The following is a 12,843-nucleotide window of genomic DNA, read 5'->3' on the forward strand; positions in this document are numbered from 1 at the left end:
CGCCAACCGTGGCTGAGACCATCGCGAACGCCGTCGCCCAGCGCGACAACTCCCCGGCCGGCCTGATCAAGCAGTACTCGACCAGCTTCGCCCAGGTGCTCCCCTCGCACGTGAAGGCAGAGACCTGGGTCCGGCTCGCCCAGGGCGCCCTGAAGCGCGGCAGGCGGGTCGACGACAAGCCGACCAACCCCTTCGAGCTGGAACAGGCCGCCGCGAACAACCCCGGCGTGTTCCTCGCCGCGCTGCTCGACGCCGCCCGGCTCGGCCTAGACCCCGGCACTGAGCAGTACTACCTGACCCCGCGCAAGCAGCGTGGCCGACTGGAAATCCTCGGCATCGTCGGCTACCAGGGCCACATCGAGCTGATGTACCGGGCCGGCGCCGTGTCCAGCATCGTCGCCGAGGTCGTCCGCGAGAACGACGAATACCGCTACCAGCGCGGCGTGGACGAGGTGCCGGTGCACCGCTTCAGGCCGTTCGCGAGCGAGGCCGACCGGGGCCCGCTGCTCGGCGTCTACGCGTACGCGCGGATGAAGGACGGCGCGGTGTCGCGGGTGGTCGAGCTGGGCCGCGACGACATCGCCCGGATCAAGCAGTCGTCGCAGGGGTCCGACTCGAAGTACTCGCCGTGGGTTAACCACGAAGCGGCGATGTGGCTGAAGTCGGCGGTGCGGCAGTTGCAGAAGTGGGTGCCGACCAGCGCCGAGTACCGCCGGGAACAGCTCCGGGCGGCAGCCGAGGCGCAGCGGGTCGCGGCCGAGCCGCTGATGCCGGAGGGTACGGCCGCCGCGCAGGCGGACTACATCGACGGGGACGTGGTGGAGGATGCCGCCGACGTGCCCGCCGAGGCGCCGCCGGTTGAGCCGGACGCCGAGGACTGGCCCACGACGGCCACCCCGGGCGGGCAGCCGTGACCGCGCCGCAGACGTGCGCGCGGCCCGAGTGCACCCGCACGGACGAGCTGGTCGGCGGCTACTGCTCGGACACCTGCCTGCGCGCCGACATGGCGCCCGACGACCTGCCGCCGGTCACGGTGCTGGGCCCGAACAAGTCCGGCGGGTTCGGTCGGGACATCCACTGGATGATCCCGCAGCCCGTGCACGTGCCGCCGTGGGTCGGTGAGGGCCGGTGATCGAGCTGCGCTTCCTGGCCCTGGATTTGTCGCTGCAAGCAACGGGCGTGAGCTGGACCCACAACCATCACGGCGAGCCGAAGGTGGGCTGCCGGACCGTGCACACCGCACGGACCCGGCACGGCAGCACGGACATCGACCACCAGCGGCTGCACACCATCCTCACCGACGTCGCCGCCGCCGCGCTGGCCAAGCCGCACCTGGTCGTCGTCGAGTGGCTGCCGCAGTTCGACGGGCACGGCGACGTCACGTTGCGACTGGCCGAGCTGCACGGCGTGGTCAAGCACTGGCTGTACTCGCGGAAGCCGCGGATCCCGTACCTGGACGTCCGGCCGCCGGACCTGAAGATCTGGGCCACCGGGAACGGGAACGCGACGAAGACCGCCGTTCGTGAGGCGGTCACGGCGACGTACGGCGGGCTGTGCCACGTCGGCGACGACAACCAGGCGGACGCGCTGGCGCTGCTCTCCATGGCCTGCCAGGCGTACGGCCGGCCGCTGGCCCGGGTAACCGCGCAGAAGCAGACCAGGGCGCTGGCCGGGATTCGCTGGCCCGACCTGGCCACCGAGACCGGGCCGGTCGTGCCCGTGACGGGCGGACCGCGGTGACCGCCCCGACGCGCCCGGCCCGCCCCATCGCCGCCGACCCGGTACCGCCGGCCGCCCCGTCGCCGTACGGGCCGAACGACCTGGAGCCGTGCGGCACCGAGTCGGCCCGGCGCCGGCACCTCGCCCACGGGCGCGACTGCGCGGTCTGCGGGGTCGGCGATGAGTAGCGCGACCTACCAGCCAGTGCTGGTTGCCACGGCCGCTGGCTTGACCCCTGCCGCGATCGAGACGGCGAACGGCCTGCTTGCCGACTGGGGACACAACCTCGGCCCGTGCCGCCGACCGTTCGGCTCGGAGGGCTGGGTGCTGGAGGTTGCCGGCCGGCCCGTCTCGGTTGCCGTCAGCGCCAGCACGGTCGGGTCGACGGCCGCCGGCTACCCGCGGGGCGAACTGGTCGAACTGGCCCGGCTCTGCTCGGCGCCCGGCTGTCGGTGGGCGACCCGGGTGATGCTCCGGCTCTGGCGCGAGGTCGCCGGCCCGGCCTGGTCGTACTGGCCGGCTCGGGCGGCGGTGGCCTACAGCCAGAACGACCGGCACGAGGGCCGGATCTATCGCTTCGACGGCTGGCGCCGGGTCACCGACCGGGCGGGGGCGCCGCCGGGGCCGAACGCCACGTGGACGAAGCATCGCGGCCCCGGTCATCCGGCGGCTGGCCCGAAGTCCCTCTGGCTGTGGGAGTACCCGCAGCCGCACCGGCCGGCGCCCGCCGACCGGACCAACCAGGAAGGACCCACCCAGTGTCAGTGAACATCTCCGCCGCGTTCGCCAAGGCGGACCGGCCGCGCAACGGCCTCGTGGCGATCGCCGACAAGCTCGTCAACGAGGACCTGCAGCAGGCCGAGTACTGGGGCGTCGTGCGGATCAAGCCGAACTTCTTCCAGGTGTCCGCCGAGACCGGCGAGCGGACGCCGACGGTGAAGCTGCCGCACATCGAGGTCGTGCTCGACAACGCGGACATCGAGGCGGTACGGGCGATCCTGGCCCGCCGGTACAAGGACCGGACGGGGCTGGAGGACACCGAGCCGGACGCGCTGTTTGACGTGACCGAGGACGGCCGGGTGGTGCCGGAGGCCGGCGCGGAGGAGCTGCTGGCCGAGCGCGCCGAGGCGCATGCCGCGCAGGACGGCCAGCCGTGAAGGCCGTGATCCAGGTCGACGGCGCCGGCCACGGCCAGCTCGTGGTCGGCGGCCGCGACATGTCGAAGCTCGTCCGGGGCTTCATGCTCACCAGCGAGGTCGGCAAGGCTCCGCTGCTGGTGCTGAGCACGACCATCCGGGAGCGCGTGAGTGCCGGCGTGGACGTCCATGCGGTGCTGGACACGGAGACGACGGCCGCGCTGGTCGCGCTCGGCTGGACGCCGCCGGAGACCGCGACGGGCGGTGCCTCGGATGGCTGAGGACGTCCGGATCGCCGCCCGCGTCCAACGCGGCGCCCGCTGGCTCGATGAGAACCGGCCCGGCTGGGTCGGCGACATCGACCTGATCACGCTCGACGTTCACGACCCCGAGCACTGCGTGGTGGGCCAGCTCTACGGCGGCTGGGACGAGTCGCCGTTCTACCCCGCCGAGCCGGCCGACCCGAAGGCCGTGGACCTCGGGTTCTTCGCCCTGGCCGAGATCGAGGCCAGGGGCAGCGGCGCGATGCAGGCCGAGTACCGCTTGCTCACCGAGGCGTGGGGCGACCTGATCGAGCGCCGGATCGCCGAGCGGATCGCGGCGGAGGTGACCGGCGATGCCTGACGAGTACGGATCGCTGACCTGCATCCTGCCCAACTGCCGCGAGCCGCTCACCGTCCGCTGGGAGCTCTACGCCCCGCTGGTGGCCGGCGAGCTGGAGCCCGGCGGCACCATCCTCACCCCCGGCGACGCGCTCGGCGGCGGCTGGCAGGTCGAGTGCGAGGCCGGGCACGTCATCCTCCTACCCGAGCTGGTGCGCTGCGACGTCAAGGACGCGGAGTGCATGGCCGGCGACTGCCGGCACGGCGACGACCTGGCCGACTGGCGGCGGGCCGACGTCGAGCGGCTGGCCGGACTGCTGCGGTCCGCCGGGGTACTGCCGGCCGCCGAGCCGGACCCGTTCGACCACGTGCTGAGACTCACCGCCGACGGCGGCTGGGCCGTCGACCACCCGACCACCTGCCGGGTCATCCCGTGTGCGGTCCGCGTCCAGGTCGAGATCGCCGCCGCCGTCGGCGACCTGCCACCGCGCAGCCGGTACGGCCGGTATCGGGTCGGCGTCAACGACCTCGGCGACCGGCTGCTCATCGGCGACCGGATCGGAGGCACCGATGGGTGACGGCAGCACCATCGAGTGGACCGAAGCCACCTGGAACCCCACCACCGGCTGCGACCGGATCAGCCCCGGCTGCGACAACTGCTACGCCCTCACCCTCGCGAAGCGGCTCAAGGCCATGGGGTCGGCGAAGTACCAGACCGACGGTGACCCGCGCACCAGCGGCCCCGGCTTCGGGGTTGCCGTCCACCAGTCGGCGCTGACCGAGCCGCTGCGGTGGCGGGCGCCCCGGACCGTGTTCGTCAACTCGATGTCCGACCTGTTCCACGCCCGCGTCCCGCGCGAGTTCGTCGCCCAGGCCTTCGGCGTCATGGCCCGGACCCCGCAGCACACCTACCAGATCCTGACGAAGCGGCCCGAGCGGATGCTGCGGCTGGTCGGTGAAGAGATCGACGGCGGGGTGACGCTGCTGGAGGCGGCCGACGAAGCCGGTCTCACGGACACCGCCCAGACCCTCTACGAGGCCGCCTGGCCGCTGCCGAACGTGTGGCTCGGCACGTCGATCGAGCTGGACCGGTACGCCGGCCGCGCGTGCCCGCTCCGGGCTACGTCCGCCGCCGTCCGATTCATCTCCGCCGAGCCGCTACTCGGCCCGCTGCCCTCGCTCGATCTGACCGGCATCGACTGGCTGATCGCCGGGGGCGAGTCCGGGCCCGGCGCCCGCTCGGTCGACCCGGGATGGGTGCGGGACCTGCGGGACCGGTGCCAGGCGTCCGGGGTCGCCTTCTTCTTCAAGCAGTGGGGCGGGCGGACACCGAAGGCCGGCGGGCGCGAGCTGGACGGCCGCACCTGGGACGAGTACCCGGACCGGCCGTGACCGACGAAGAGCGCGCCGCCCTGTACCGCGAGGTGCTCGCGGAGCGCTTCGGGACGCCCCGGCCTCACCGCCGGGGCGTCCCCGCCCCCGACCACCAGCCGGCCGACCGTGAGCCGGCGCCCGACCCCGAGAGCGAGGACCGGTGAGCGAGTACGACACCGCGCCGAGCAAGCCCGACTTCGAGCGCATCGACGTCACCACCGTCGAAGACCTGGCCCGAGGCGGCCGCCGGTACGTGCCGGGCCGAATCGTGGACCAGCCGCCGCCGCGCCAGCCGGGCGAAGAGCCGCCGATGTCCATTCAGGCACTGGTGCGGCGCGACCTGGTCGACCGGGAGGCGGTCGGCCGGGAACGGTACGGCACCAGCCTGCACGCGCACAACGGCCGGGACGCCCTGGTCGACGCCTACCAGGAAGCGCTGGACCTCGTGTGCTACCTGCGCCAGGCCATTGAGGAGCGACCGTGACCCGGCCCGAGGTGACGTACTTCCGCGCCCGCCCCGCCGACCCCGGCGCCTTCAAGGGCCCGCCCCGTGCCTGCCTCCTGTGCCTGTTCGGCCTCTGCCATCGCTGCACGGGCCGCATGGTCGTCCGCGACGTCCACGGCGGCCGGCGAGACGAGGCGTGCGAACACCAGCACCGGCCCGGCCGCGGACCGGTCGCCCGGGTGATCGCCGACATCCCAGTACGGAGCCGGTCGTGAGGCCGCCCGTGCCGTACCACGGCGGGAAGCAGCGGATCGCCGACCAAATCGTCGCGCTGCTGCCGCCGCACGAGCACTACGTGGAGCCGTACTGCGGCGGGCTGTCGGTACTGCTGGCCAAGCCTCGCAGCCGGATGGAGACCGTCAACGACCTCGACGGCGAGCTGGTGACGTACTGGCGCGTGCTGCGAGATCGTCCCGGCGACCTCGAGGTGGCGGTTGGGCTCACCCCGCACTCCCGCGCCGAACACGTCGCCGCCTTCACTCCCGCCGCCGATGACCTCGAGGTGGCCCGCCGGGTCCACGTCCGACTGACGCAAGGCGTCAACGCCCGACTGCGGCCCACCGGCTGGCGCTGGCATCGGAAGACAGCCGGCGGGTCCACGATGACCGGCTACCTCGCCTGGTACCGCGACAGGATCCCCGCCGCCGCCGAGCGCCTTGTGGGAGTGTCGCTCGACTGCCGCCCCGCGCTCGAGGTGGCGCGCGAGTACGGCACCGAACCGTCGGCGCTGTTGTACGTCGACCCGCCGTACCCGGCCGAGGTTCGCAACAGCAGTAACTACCGGTGCGAGATGTCCGACCCGGCAGATCACCGCGAACTGGCCAAGGCACTCCACGAGTGCCGCGCCGCGGTCGTCGTGTCCGGGTACGCGTGCGACCTCTACGACCGGGAGCTGTACCCCGACTGGCACCGCCACGAGATCGCCGCCCAGACCACGCAGGGCGGCTCAGCGAAGGCGACCGCCGAGGTGCTCTGGTCGAACCGCCCGCTCGGCGTCCAGGGTGCCCTGTTCGACGTCGGGGGGCGGTCGGCATGACCGAGGGGCCGACGCTGCTCCCCACCGGCCGGCGCACCATCTGGCGCCAATACCTGGCCGGCGGACGGATCAACGCGGCCCCATGGGAGCACACCCGATCCGCCGGCGGCGTCGTCGGCAGCTGCCCCTGCGGCGGCTACCTCCGACCCGGCCCGCCGTACTGGATCGACAAACGCCAGTGGTTCCCCTCCACCTGCACAACCTGCGGCGCCGACTCGGCCGACCCCGGCCCGGCGCCCACCCGCAAGAGACGAGGAAGTAAGTGAGCGCGCCCTACCAGTTGTTCGACGTCCTGCCGGCACACATCGCCGACGCGCTGCGCGCCAGCATCGAGCGTTTCGGCGTGCTCGTCCCCGTGGTCCGCGACCAGCACGGCAACACGATCGACGGCCACCACCGCGCCCGGATTGCCGACGAGCTCGGCGTGGAGTACCGGGTCGACGTCGTCCAGGTCGCCGACGAAGACGAGGCACGGGAGGTGGCCCGGCACCTGAACTCCCGGCGTCGGCACCTGACCGGCGAGCAGTTGCGCGAGCACATCGTGATGCTGGCGCAGCGCGCCACCCCGGCAGGCATCGGGGAGTTGTCGCAGCGCGAAATCGCGCAGGTGGCAGGTGTCGCCCCGTCGTACGTCAACAAGGTGCTGAGCGACCCGCAGGTGTTCACCAGTGAACACCTGCCGGACTCCCGACGGGGCGCCGACGGGAAGGTTTACCCGGCTCGCCGACCAGAGTCCGCCCCGGCCCCGGCACCGCTGCCCACCCCTGAGCCGACCGCCGATGCGGTGGCGTGCGAGGCATGCGGCACCGAACTCCCCGACGACCAAGCCAAGGCCGGCTACCTCCGCTGCGACGAATGCGACGGCGAAGGCGACCACTACTCGGAGAACTTCCCCAACGGCCCCGGCCGGTGCGTCATGTGCCACGGCCGCCCCGAGGACCAGGACGAGCGCGAGACCACCCCGCCGCCGGCCATCGAGCCCGAGCCGGCCCCGGAGCCGCAGTGGTCCGATGACGAGCTGGCGCTGCGCGCCGAACTCGAGGCCGGCCGCACCGTCGTCGTCTCCCTGCGCGCCCACCACGCCAACCTCACCCGGTGGGCCGACGCCGCCGGGCTGCTCGTCCGCATCGACCGGCGCACCGACTGGGGCAACCCGTTCGAGATGCCCGCCGACGGCGACCGCCAGACCGTCATCCGGAACTACGCCGACCACTACCTGCCGCACAAGCCATCACTGCTCGACCGGATCGAATCGCTGACCGGCAAGGCGCTCGCGTGCTGGTGCGCCCCCGACGACTGCCACGGCGACGTGCTGAAGGAGGCGACCGAGCAGTGATGGTCCTGGACGACTTCGTGATGCTCGGCACCACCGTGCCCGAGCCGAACAGCGACGGCCGGGTGTTCGTCTGCTCGGCCGGCTACTCGGCCACGCTGCGGAGCCTCGTCCGGGTGTACCCGCTCGCCCGGCACGGCGCCCCCGCCCGCTGGTCGGTCAACACTGTCCGCCTGGAGCGGAACCCGCGCGACTCCCGGCCCGAGTCCTACCGGCTCGCCGGAGACCGCCGCCCCGGCGTGCACCAGCACATCAACCGGGTCTTCGAGGCGACCGGCACCGTACCGCGGACCGCCCGCGCCGAGCTGCTGCGCCGCTGCACCGTGTCATCCATCGCCGAGGCGAACGACCGCCGGCTGTCGCTGGCGATCCTGCACGCCGACGCGATGGAGCTGGAGTTCGAGCACAACCCCGCCTCCCCGGACTCCCCGCAGCTCGCCCTGTTCGACGTCGGTACGGAGATCCCGGCCGGCGCCCGACGGTTCCCGTACATCCCGCGCCTGCGGTTCGCCGACGACCGCGGCCCGCACCGGCTGATGCTCCGCGACTGGGGCGTCTACGAGCTGATGCGCAAGCACAACAACCTCACCCAGTTGTCGGACACCCAGCGGCGCCGCTACGTCGGCGAGGCTCTCCACCTCGATCCGTCGTGCTCGCTGCTGGTCGGCAACCTCAACAACCAGCGGACGGCCTGGCTCGTGATCTCGGTCCTCCGGGGCCTGCGGGCCGCCCCGTCGCTGTTCGACGCGATGGAGACCGCCGCATGACGTGGTTCAAGGTGGACGACACGTTCCACGCACACCCCAAGGTGCTCGCCACCGACCCGGCCGCGCTGGGTCTGTGGGTGGTCGCTGGGGCCTGGTCGAGCGCGCACCTCACCGAGGGATTCGTGCCAGACCACGCCTTGCCGCGGCTGCTCCCGGACTCGGTGCCGCTGGCTCGGAAGCTGGTCGCCGCCGGGCTGTGGCGTCGGGTCCGTGGAGGCCACCAGTTCCACGATTGGACGGACTACAACCCGGCCGCGAGCGACGTTCGAGCGATGCGCGAGAAGCGCGCGGCAGCCGGGCGGAAAGGTGGCCTGGCCAGCGGAAAGACCCGAAGCAACCAGGGAAGCAAAACCGAAGCACTTGCTTCGCCAATCGTTGAACCCCCGACCCGACCCGACCCGACCCCTATAGGGGGGCGCTCTTCGTACGTAGCTAGCGGTAGCGCGCGCGAAGAGCCGCCCCCCTCCCGATGCCCCGAACACCTCGACACCCCGGCCGACGGACCCTGCGGACCATGCGGCGACGCCCGACGCGCCCGCCAGCAGCACGACCGCGACCAGGCCGCCGCCGAAGCCCGCCGCATCGCCGAAGCACCCCGCTGCCGCAAACACCGCGGCCAGCTGGCCGGCTCGTGCGGCCCCTGCCGATCCGAACGCCTCGCCCGAGAGGAGGCCTGACCATGCCCGCCGCCCGATTCGCCGGCGAGTTCCGCGCCCAACGCTTCCAGCCCGACGCCTACCCGCGCTGGCTCCACCAGACCGACCAGACACCCGCCTGCCAGGGCGCCGACCCCGAGATCTTCTTCCCGGAAAAAGGCCCCACCGCGTCCGCACCGGCCCGCGCCATCTGCGACCGCTGCCCGCTGCTGGCCCGCTGCCGCAGCTGGGCGCTCGACCAGCCGACCGCCGACCTGCACGGCGTGTGGGGCGGCATGACCCAGTACGAGCGCGAGGCGTACCACCGCCGTCTGCGCGCGGCCCAGCGAGCCCAGGAGGCAGCGTGACCACCACCGACGACACTCGCGACCAGCAGCCCGTCACCGTCACCATCACCACCTCCGGCGCCTCGGTCACCATCACCGCCACCGCCGACCTCGACGCGGTCACCGCCCGGGCCACCGCGATGCACACCGAGGCGCACGGCCGCTGCGTCGCCGCGCCCCGCGACCTCGGGGGCGTGCTGTGACCACCGACGACTTCGAGCGCCGCTGGCGCGCCGCCGCCAACGCCGACCCGGGCCACGCCACCTACCGCGAGGCCGTGCCCGGCTACCGCCCCGGGTCCGCCGTGGGGCGCCGAACGGGGGCGAACCCGTACCCGAGTGAGGGTCCGGCCGATCCGGACGCTCTACGGCCCGCTGAGACGGCCGAGCCCTACATCGGCGACCCCTGGACCGCCGAACCCGACGACGCCGCCGTAGCCGTCGGCCAAGCCGCCGGAACGATGACCGTCGTCTGGCGCCGGCCCGCCGGCCCCCCGGTCACCGTCGAAGAGATTCGCCAGCTGTCCGCCGCGATCGAGCGGGACCCGGCGACGGACCTCAACGCCGACGCCGTGCGCGACCTCGCCGGCCCGGCCAAGCTCGCCACCGACGACGCCGTGTCCGCGCTCCGCAACGCCATCAACAGCAGCGGCCGACTCCGCCGCTCGTGGAGCTGGCGTCGGTGGTGGTGGCGGTGACTCACCCACCGACCCGGCCGTGGGCGCTCGCCTGCGGCATCTGCCTACGACTACGCCGCGCCGTACGCGGCTGGCTGATCTGCGACCAGTGCGACCGGCCGATCCCGACCGGCAAGGAGGCGTGACGATGCCGAGCCCCACCCCTCGGCGGCCCGCCGACTGCCACCCCGGCAGGCCCAGCCACGCACGCGGCAAGTGCGTCAACTGCTACGCCCGCGACTACACCAGGGCCCGACGGAACCACACCACCCCGCCCGGCTGGCGCCCCCTGATCGATCTCGACCTCGGTCACGCCTGCCAGTACGGCTACCACCGGCCCGCTGTGCGCGTGGTCGACGGCCCGCCGGACCAGCTCGACGGCTGGATCTCGCGACCCCGCATCACCGCCGCCGTCGCCAAGGTGCTCAGCGACGGTGCCGCCCGCACCACCACCGAGCTGGCCGACGACCTCGGCCTCACCGAGCAAGAGCGCTACGGCCCGCTCGCCCGGGCCCTGGCGCGGATGGCCGAAAGCGGCGACGTGCACCGGCTGCCCCGGCCCGGCAAATCCACGATCTGGAGGCTCGCAGCGTGATCGAGTGCGCCATCTGCCAGCGCGACGCCGGAACCGCGTACGCGTGCACCGGCTGCGGCGGTCGGGCGCTGCGGCAGCTCGCCGCCGTTGCCGACCTCACCCCGGCCGCCCGCGCCGTCGCCGCCGGGCTCACCAGCCGGGGCACCACCGTCGGCGGTGGCGGCGGTCGCGGCCGGCTTCCGCTCGACCTCGGCGCGACCGCCCGGCTCGACCAGACGCAGACGGTGCTGACCGCGCTGGTACGCGAGATCGCCGCCGAACGCGGCATCCCGGTGCCGGCCGGCGCCGACCCGCTGGTGACCGCCGCCCGCTGGCTGACCGCCCAGCTCGACTGGCTGCGGCACCGCGCACCCGAGGACTACCTCGGCCCGACGCAGGCGTTCGCGGACATCAGCGCCGCCGCCCGGGTCATCACCTCCGTGGTCGACGGGCCGGGCGACCGGCGATGGCTCGGCCAGTGCGGAGCAGAGACCGACGACGGCGAGTGCCGGGCCGACCTGCACGCGCGGGCGTACGCGGCGACCGCGACCTGCCGGGCGTGCGGCGCGGTGGTGGACGTGGCCACCCGGCGGGCCGAGCTTGGCTCGCTGGTACGCGGCTACTCGTACACCGCCGCCGAGATCGCCGCCGCGTACCCGATCCGGGCCGCGCGGATCCGCCAGTGGGCGTCACGCGGGCGGATCGTCGCGACGGGCGAGCATCACGGCCGGCCGACGTACGACCTGGGCGACGTGCTGAAGCGGGCCGCGCTGGAGGATGCGCGGCGCGCCGAGCGCAAGGCTGACCAGGAGCGTAGCCAGTGCGAGGCGGTGAGTAGTGGTGCGGCTTGACGCGAGATCACGAGGGGTGTCACACTCGGGTTCTGCGGATCGACGCTGCCCGGAAACGGGATCCGACCGCATCGCCTGTGTCTCGCCGGGGCGTCGTGTCGGCGAGCAATCGGGACCTCCGCGCATTCGCCCCGGGTCCCTCACCTCTCGCGAAGTAGGCCCCGAACCGTTCCAGCGGTCCGGGGCCTTCGCGTACCCGACTTCAGGGAGTCGAGCACATGCCCAAGCGTAAGGCCACCGGACGCCTCTTCCGGAGTGCGGCCAACAAGTACTACCACCGACAGGCGGCCACCGCCGAGCAAGACCGCAAGCGCCTGATTCACGAGGCGCTGCGCGACCTGACCGGGACCGAGGTCATCTACGCGATCCGGTGCCCGGATGGCCTGATCAAGGTGGGCCACACGGCCGACCTGGCGAGCCGGCGTCGCGCGTACGGCTCCGACCCGTCGATCGTCCTCGCCGTCCGGCCCGGCACGCTGGCCGAGGAACAGGCGATCCACGTCCGGTTGCGCCCGAGTGTTGCGCACGGGCAGGAGTACTACCACCCGACGCCCGAGGTGTTGGCCTTCGTCAACGAGATCCGGACGTCGTGCGGAGTTGAGCCCGTGGCGGTGCCGTGATGCCGCAGGGGTACATCTCCGCCAAGGCGGCGGCGAAGCGACTGGGCGTTGGTCGCGAGCTGATCGAGGGCTTGGTAGCCGGCAAGCAGATCGAGGGCATCGAGGTCGAAGGCAAGTCTGGCGCCAAGACCATCATGGTGAAGAGCGAGGCACTCCGGGATCTGGAGGCCAAGGTGCGAGGCGCTGCGACGTGAGCGAGGCGTGGCGTGCGCTCGGTGGACGCAGGCGCACGCTCGCACGCCAGGTGTACGCACGGGACAGGGCCACGCCCGGCTACCTCTGCCACTGCGGACGGCCCATCGACTGGACGCTGGCGTGGCCCGACCCGATGAGCAAGAGCGTCGACCACGTGCACGAGACGCAGGATGGTGGCGCACTGACCAGCCTGGACAACCTGGCCACTGCCCACCTTGGGTGCAACAGCAGCAAGGGCGCGCAGCGTAGGCGCGAGCGAGAGCGCGAGCAGCGAGCAGCGCAGGCCGTGGTCATAGCCATCGACCCACGCACCATCTGATCTACGTTTCCGCAGGTCAGGGCCTTTTTTAGGGCCCTGGCCTCGTCACCCCAGCGAAGCGGTGCCCATTTCTCTCTCCGAGATCGACACGGAGAGTTATTTCTCACCATGACGCCCGCCGGGTAGCTCCCGCCGGGAAGAGGGCCCCACGTCT

General features: G+C 72.8%; 27 protein-coding genes. All 27 read left to right on the top strand.

Annotation, left to right across the window (positions count from 1 at the left end; genetic code table 11):
• Positions 1-8: 8 nt before the first annotated feature.
• The 27 genes from O7626_RS00310 to O7626_RS00440 all read left to right on the top strand — a co-directional run bounded on the left by O7626_RS00310 (position 9) and on the right by O7626_RS00440 (position 12,689).
• Entirely contained in the window at positions 9-914 is a 906-nt protein-coding gene (locus O7626_RS00310; protein ID WP_278058124.1) for a recombinase RecT, read from the top strand.
• On the top strand, positions 911-1,132 hold the full coding sequence (locus tag O7626_RS00315) for a hypothetical protein (protein WP_278058126.1): 222 nt from the start codon (positions 911-913) through the stop codon (positions 1,130-1,132). Before O7626_RS00310 ends, O7626_RS00315 begins: the two co-directional genes overlap by 4 nt.
• Positions 1,129-1,740 carry a hypothetical protein gene (locus tag O7626_RS00320; protein ID WP_278058128.1) on the top strand — a complete coding sequence of 204 codons (612 nt, stop codon included), beginning with the start codon at positions 1,129-1,131 and terminating at the stop codon, positions 1,738-1,740. Before O7626_RS00315 ends, O7626_RS00320 begins: the two co-directional genes overlap by 4 nt.
• Complete coding sequence (locus tag O7626_RS00325; protein WP_278058130.1) at positions 1,737-1,907, top strand: hypothetical protein; 171 nt, start codon at positions 1,737-1,739, stop codon at positions 1,905-1,907. Before O7626_RS00320 ends, O7626_RS00325 begins: the two co-directional genes overlap by 4 nt.
• Positions 1,900-2,487 carry a hypothetical protein gene (locus O7626_RS00330; RefSeq protein ID WP_278058131.1) on the top strand — a complete coding sequence of 196 codons (588 nt, stop codon included), beginning with the start codon at positions 1,900-1,902 and terminating at the stop codon, positions 2,485-2,487. The genes O7626_RS00325 and O7626_RS00330 overlap by 8 nt, the downstream gene beginning before the upstream one ends.
• The gene (locus O7626_RS00335; protein WP_278058133.1) at positions 2,478-2,876 is read left to right on the top strand and encodes a hypothetical protein; all 399 of its coding nucleotides are present in this window, start codon (positions 2,478-2,480) and stop codon (positions 2,874-2,876) included. Before O7626_RS00330 ends, O7626_RS00335 begins: the two co-directional genes overlap by 10 nt.
• Positions 2,873-3,136, top strand: a complete 264-nt coding sequence (locus tag O7626_RS00340) for a hypothetical protein (protein WP_278058135.1) — start codon at positions 2,873-2,875, stop codon at positions 3,134-3,136. The genes O7626_RS00335 and O7626_RS00340 overlap by 4 nt, the downstream gene beginning before the upstream one ends.
• Entirely contained in the window at positions 3,129-3,479 is a 351-nt protein-coding gene (locus O7626_RS00345; RefSeq protein ID WP_278058137.1) for a hypothetical protein, read from the top strand. The genes O7626_RS00340 and O7626_RS00345 overlap by 8 nt, the downstream gene beginning before the upstream one ends.
• Positions 3,472-4,035 carry a hypothetical protein gene (locus tag O7626_RS00350; protein WP_278058139.1) on the top strand — a complete coding sequence of 188 codons (564 nt, stop codon included), beginning with the start codon at positions 3,472-3,474 and terminating at the stop codon, positions 4,033-4,035. The genes O7626_RS00345 and O7626_RS00350 overlap by 8 nt, the downstream gene beginning before the upstream one ends.
• Entirely contained in the window at positions 4,028-4,849 is an 822-nt protein-coding gene (locus O7626_RS00355; RefSeq protein WP_278058141.1) for a phage Gp37/Gp68 family protein, read from the top strand. The genes O7626_RS00350 and O7626_RS00355 overlap by 8 nt, the downstream gene beginning before the upstream one ends.
• Positions 4,846-4,995, top strand: coding sequence for a hypothetical protein (locus O7626_RS00360; protein WP_278058143.1), 150 nt, complete (start codon positions 4,846-4,848; stop codon positions 4,993-4,995). The genes O7626_RS00355 and O7626_RS00360 overlap by 4 nt, the downstream gene beginning before the upstream one ends.
• A complete protein-coding gene (locus O7626_RS00365) occupies positions 4,992-5,315 on the top strand; it encodes a hypothetical protein (protein ID WP_278058144.1) in 324 nt (107 codons plus the stop codon). The genes O7626_RS00360 and O7626_RS00365 overlap by 4 nt, the downstream gene beginning before the upstream one ends.
• Positions 5,312-5,551 carry a hypothetical protein gene (locus tag O7626_RS00370; RefSeq protein WP_278058146.1) on the top strand — a complete coding sequence of 80 codons (240 nt, stop codon included), beginning with the start codon at positions 5,312-5,314 and terminating at the stop codon, positions 5,549-5,551. The genes O7626_RS00365 and O7626_RS00370 overlap by 4 nt, the downstream gene beginning before the upstream one ends.
• Positions 5,548-6,372 (top strand): DNA adenine methylase, encoded by an 825-nt coding sequence (locus O7626_RS00375; RefSeq protein ID WP_278058011.1) that lies wholly within the window; start codon positions 5,548-5,550, stop codon positions 6,370-6,372. The genes O7626_RS00370 and O7626_RS00375 overlap by 4 nt, the downstream gene beginning before the upstream one ends.
• Positions 6,369-6,638 (top strand): hypothetical protein, encoded by a 270-nt coding sequence (locus tag O7626_RS00380; RefSeq protein WP_278058013.1) that lies wholly within the window; start codon positions 6,369-6,371, stop codon positions 6,636-6,638. The genes O7626_RS00375 and O7626_RS00380 overlap by 4 nt, the downstream gene beginning before the upstream one ends.
• Entirely contained in the window at positions 6,635-7,708 is a 1,074-nt protein-coding gene (locus O7626_RS00385) for a DUF4326 domain-containing protein (protein ID WP_278058015.1), read from the top strand. The genes O7626_RS00380 and O7626_RS00385 overlap by 4 nt, the downstream gene beginning before the upstream one ends.
• The gene (locus tag O7626_RS00390) at positions 7,705-8,472 is read left to right on the top strand and encodes a hypothetical protein (RefSeq protein ID WP_278058017.1); all 768 of its coding nucleotides are present in this window, start codon (positions 7,705-7,707) and stop codon (positions 8,470-8,472) included. Before O7626_RS00385 ends, O7626_RS00390 begins: the two co-directional genes overlap by 4 nt.
• A complete protein-coding gene (locus O7626_RS00395; RefSeq protein WP_278058018.1) occupies positions 8,469-9,149 on the top strand; it encodes a hypothetical protein in 681 nt (226 codons plus the stop codon). The genes O7626_RS00390 and O7626_RS00395 overlap by 4 nt, the downstream gene beginning before the upstream one ends.
• A 2-nt stretch (positions 9,150-9,151) precedes the next feature.
• On the top strand, positions 9,152-9,475 hold the full coding sequence (locus O7626_RS00400; RefSeq protein ID WP_278058020.1) for a WhiB family transcriptional regulator: 324 nt from the start codon (positions 9,152-9,154) through the stop codon (positions 9,473-9,475).
• Entirely contained in the window at positions 9,472-9,657 is a 186-nt protein-coding gene (locus tag O7626_RS00405) for a hypothetical protein (protein ID WP_278058022.1), read from the top strand. The genes O7626_RS00400 and O7626_RS00405 overlap by 4 nt, the downstream gene beginning before the upstream one ends.
• A complete protein-coding gene (locus O7626_RS00410; protein ID WP_278058024.1) occupies positions 9,654-10,151 on the top strand; it encodes a hypothetical protein in 498 nt (165 codons plus the stop codon). Before O7626_RS00405 ends, O7626_RS00410 begins: the two co-directional genes overlap by 4 nt.
• On the top strand, positions 10,148-10,276 hold the full coding sequence (locus O7626_RS00415) for a hypothetical protein (protein ID WP_278058026.1): 129 nt from the start codon (positions 10,148-10,150) through the stop codon (positions 10,274-10,276). Before O7626_RS00410 ends, O7626_RS00415 begins: the two co-directional genes overlap by 4 nt.
• Before the next feature lie 2 nt (positions 10,277-10,278).
• Positions 10,279-10,725, top strand: coding sequence for a hypothetical protein (locus O7626_RS00420; RefSeq protein WP_278058028.1), 447 nt, complete (start codon positions 10,279-10,281; stop codon positions 10,723-10,725).
• A complete protein-coding gene (locus O7626_RS00425; protein ID WP_278058030.1) occupies positions 10,722-11,555 on the top strand; it encodes a hypothetical protein in 834 nt (277 codons plus the stop codon). Before O7626_RS00420 ends, O7626_RS00425 begins: the two co-directional genes overlap by 4 nt.
• A gap of 218 nt (positions 11,556-11,773) precedes the next feature.
• Complete coding sequence (locus O7626_RS00430) at positions 11,774-12,175, top strand: hypothetical protein (protein WP_278058031.1); 402 nt, start codon at positions 11,774-11,776, stop codon at positions 12,173-12,175.
• Positions 12,175-12,369, top strand: a complete 195-nt coding sequence (locus tag O7626_RS00435) for a hypothetical protein (protein WP_278058033.1) — start codon at positions 12,175-12,177, stop codon at positions 12,367-12,369. Before O7626_RS00430 ends, O7626_RS00435 begins: the two co-directional genes overlap by 1 nt.
• The gene (locus tag O7626_RS00440) at positions 12,366-12,689 is read left to right on the top strand and encodes an HNH endonuclease (protein ID WP_278058035.1); all 324 of its coding nucleotides are present in this window, start codon (positions 12,366-12,368) and stop codon (positions 12,687-12,689) included. The genes O7626_RS00435 and O7626_RS00440 overlap by 4 nt, the downstream gene beginning before the upstream one ends.
• The last annotated feature ends 154 nt before the right edge of the window (positions 12,690-12,843 follow it).

The organism is Micromonospora sp. WMMD1102 (genome assembly GCF_029626265.1).
Classification (GTDB): Bacteria; Actinomycetota; Actinomycetes; order Mycobacteriales; family Micromonosporaceae; genus Plantactinospora.

Coding starts and splice junctions, on each gene's coding strand:
- O7626_RS00330 (WP_278058131.1), top strand. CDS start 1,900: ATGAGTAGCGCGACCTACCAGCCAGTGCTGGTTGCCACGGCCGCTGGC.
- O7626_RS00345 (WP_278058137.1), top strand. CDS start 3,129: ATGGCTGAGGACGTCCGGATCGCCGCCCGCGTCCAACGCGGCGCCCGC.
- O7626_RS00350 (WP_278058139.1), top strand. CDS start 3,472: ATGCCTGACGAGTACGGATCGCTGACCTGCATCCTGCCCAACTGCCGC.
- O7626_RS00355 (WP_278058141.1), top strand. CDS start 4,028: ATGGGTGACGGCAGCACCATCGAGTGGACCGAAGCCACCTGGAACCCC.
- O7626_RS00380 (WP_278058013.1), top strand. CDS start 6,369: ATGACCGAGGGGCCGACGCTGCTCCCCACCGGCCGGCGCACCATCTGG.
- O7626_RS00395 (WP_278058018.1), top strand. CDS start 8,469: ATGACGTGGTTCAAGGTGGACGACACGTTCCACGCACACCCCAAGGTG.
- O7626_RS00400 (WP_278058020.1), top strand. CDS start 9,152: ATGCCCGCCGCCCGATTCGCCGGCGAGTTCCGCGCCCAACGCTTCCAG.
- O7626_RS00420 (WP_278058028.1), top strand. CDS start 10,279: ATGCCGAGCCCCACCCCTCGGCGGCCCGCCGACTGCCACCCCGGCAGG.
- O7626_RS00430 (WP_278058031.1), top strand. CDS start 11,774: ATGCCCAAGCGTAAGGCCACCGGACGCCTCTTCCGGAGTGCGGCCAAC.
- O7626_RS00435 (WP_278058033.1), top strand. CDS start 12,175: ATGCCGCAGGGGTACATCTCCGCCAAGGCGGCGGCGAAGCGACTGGGC.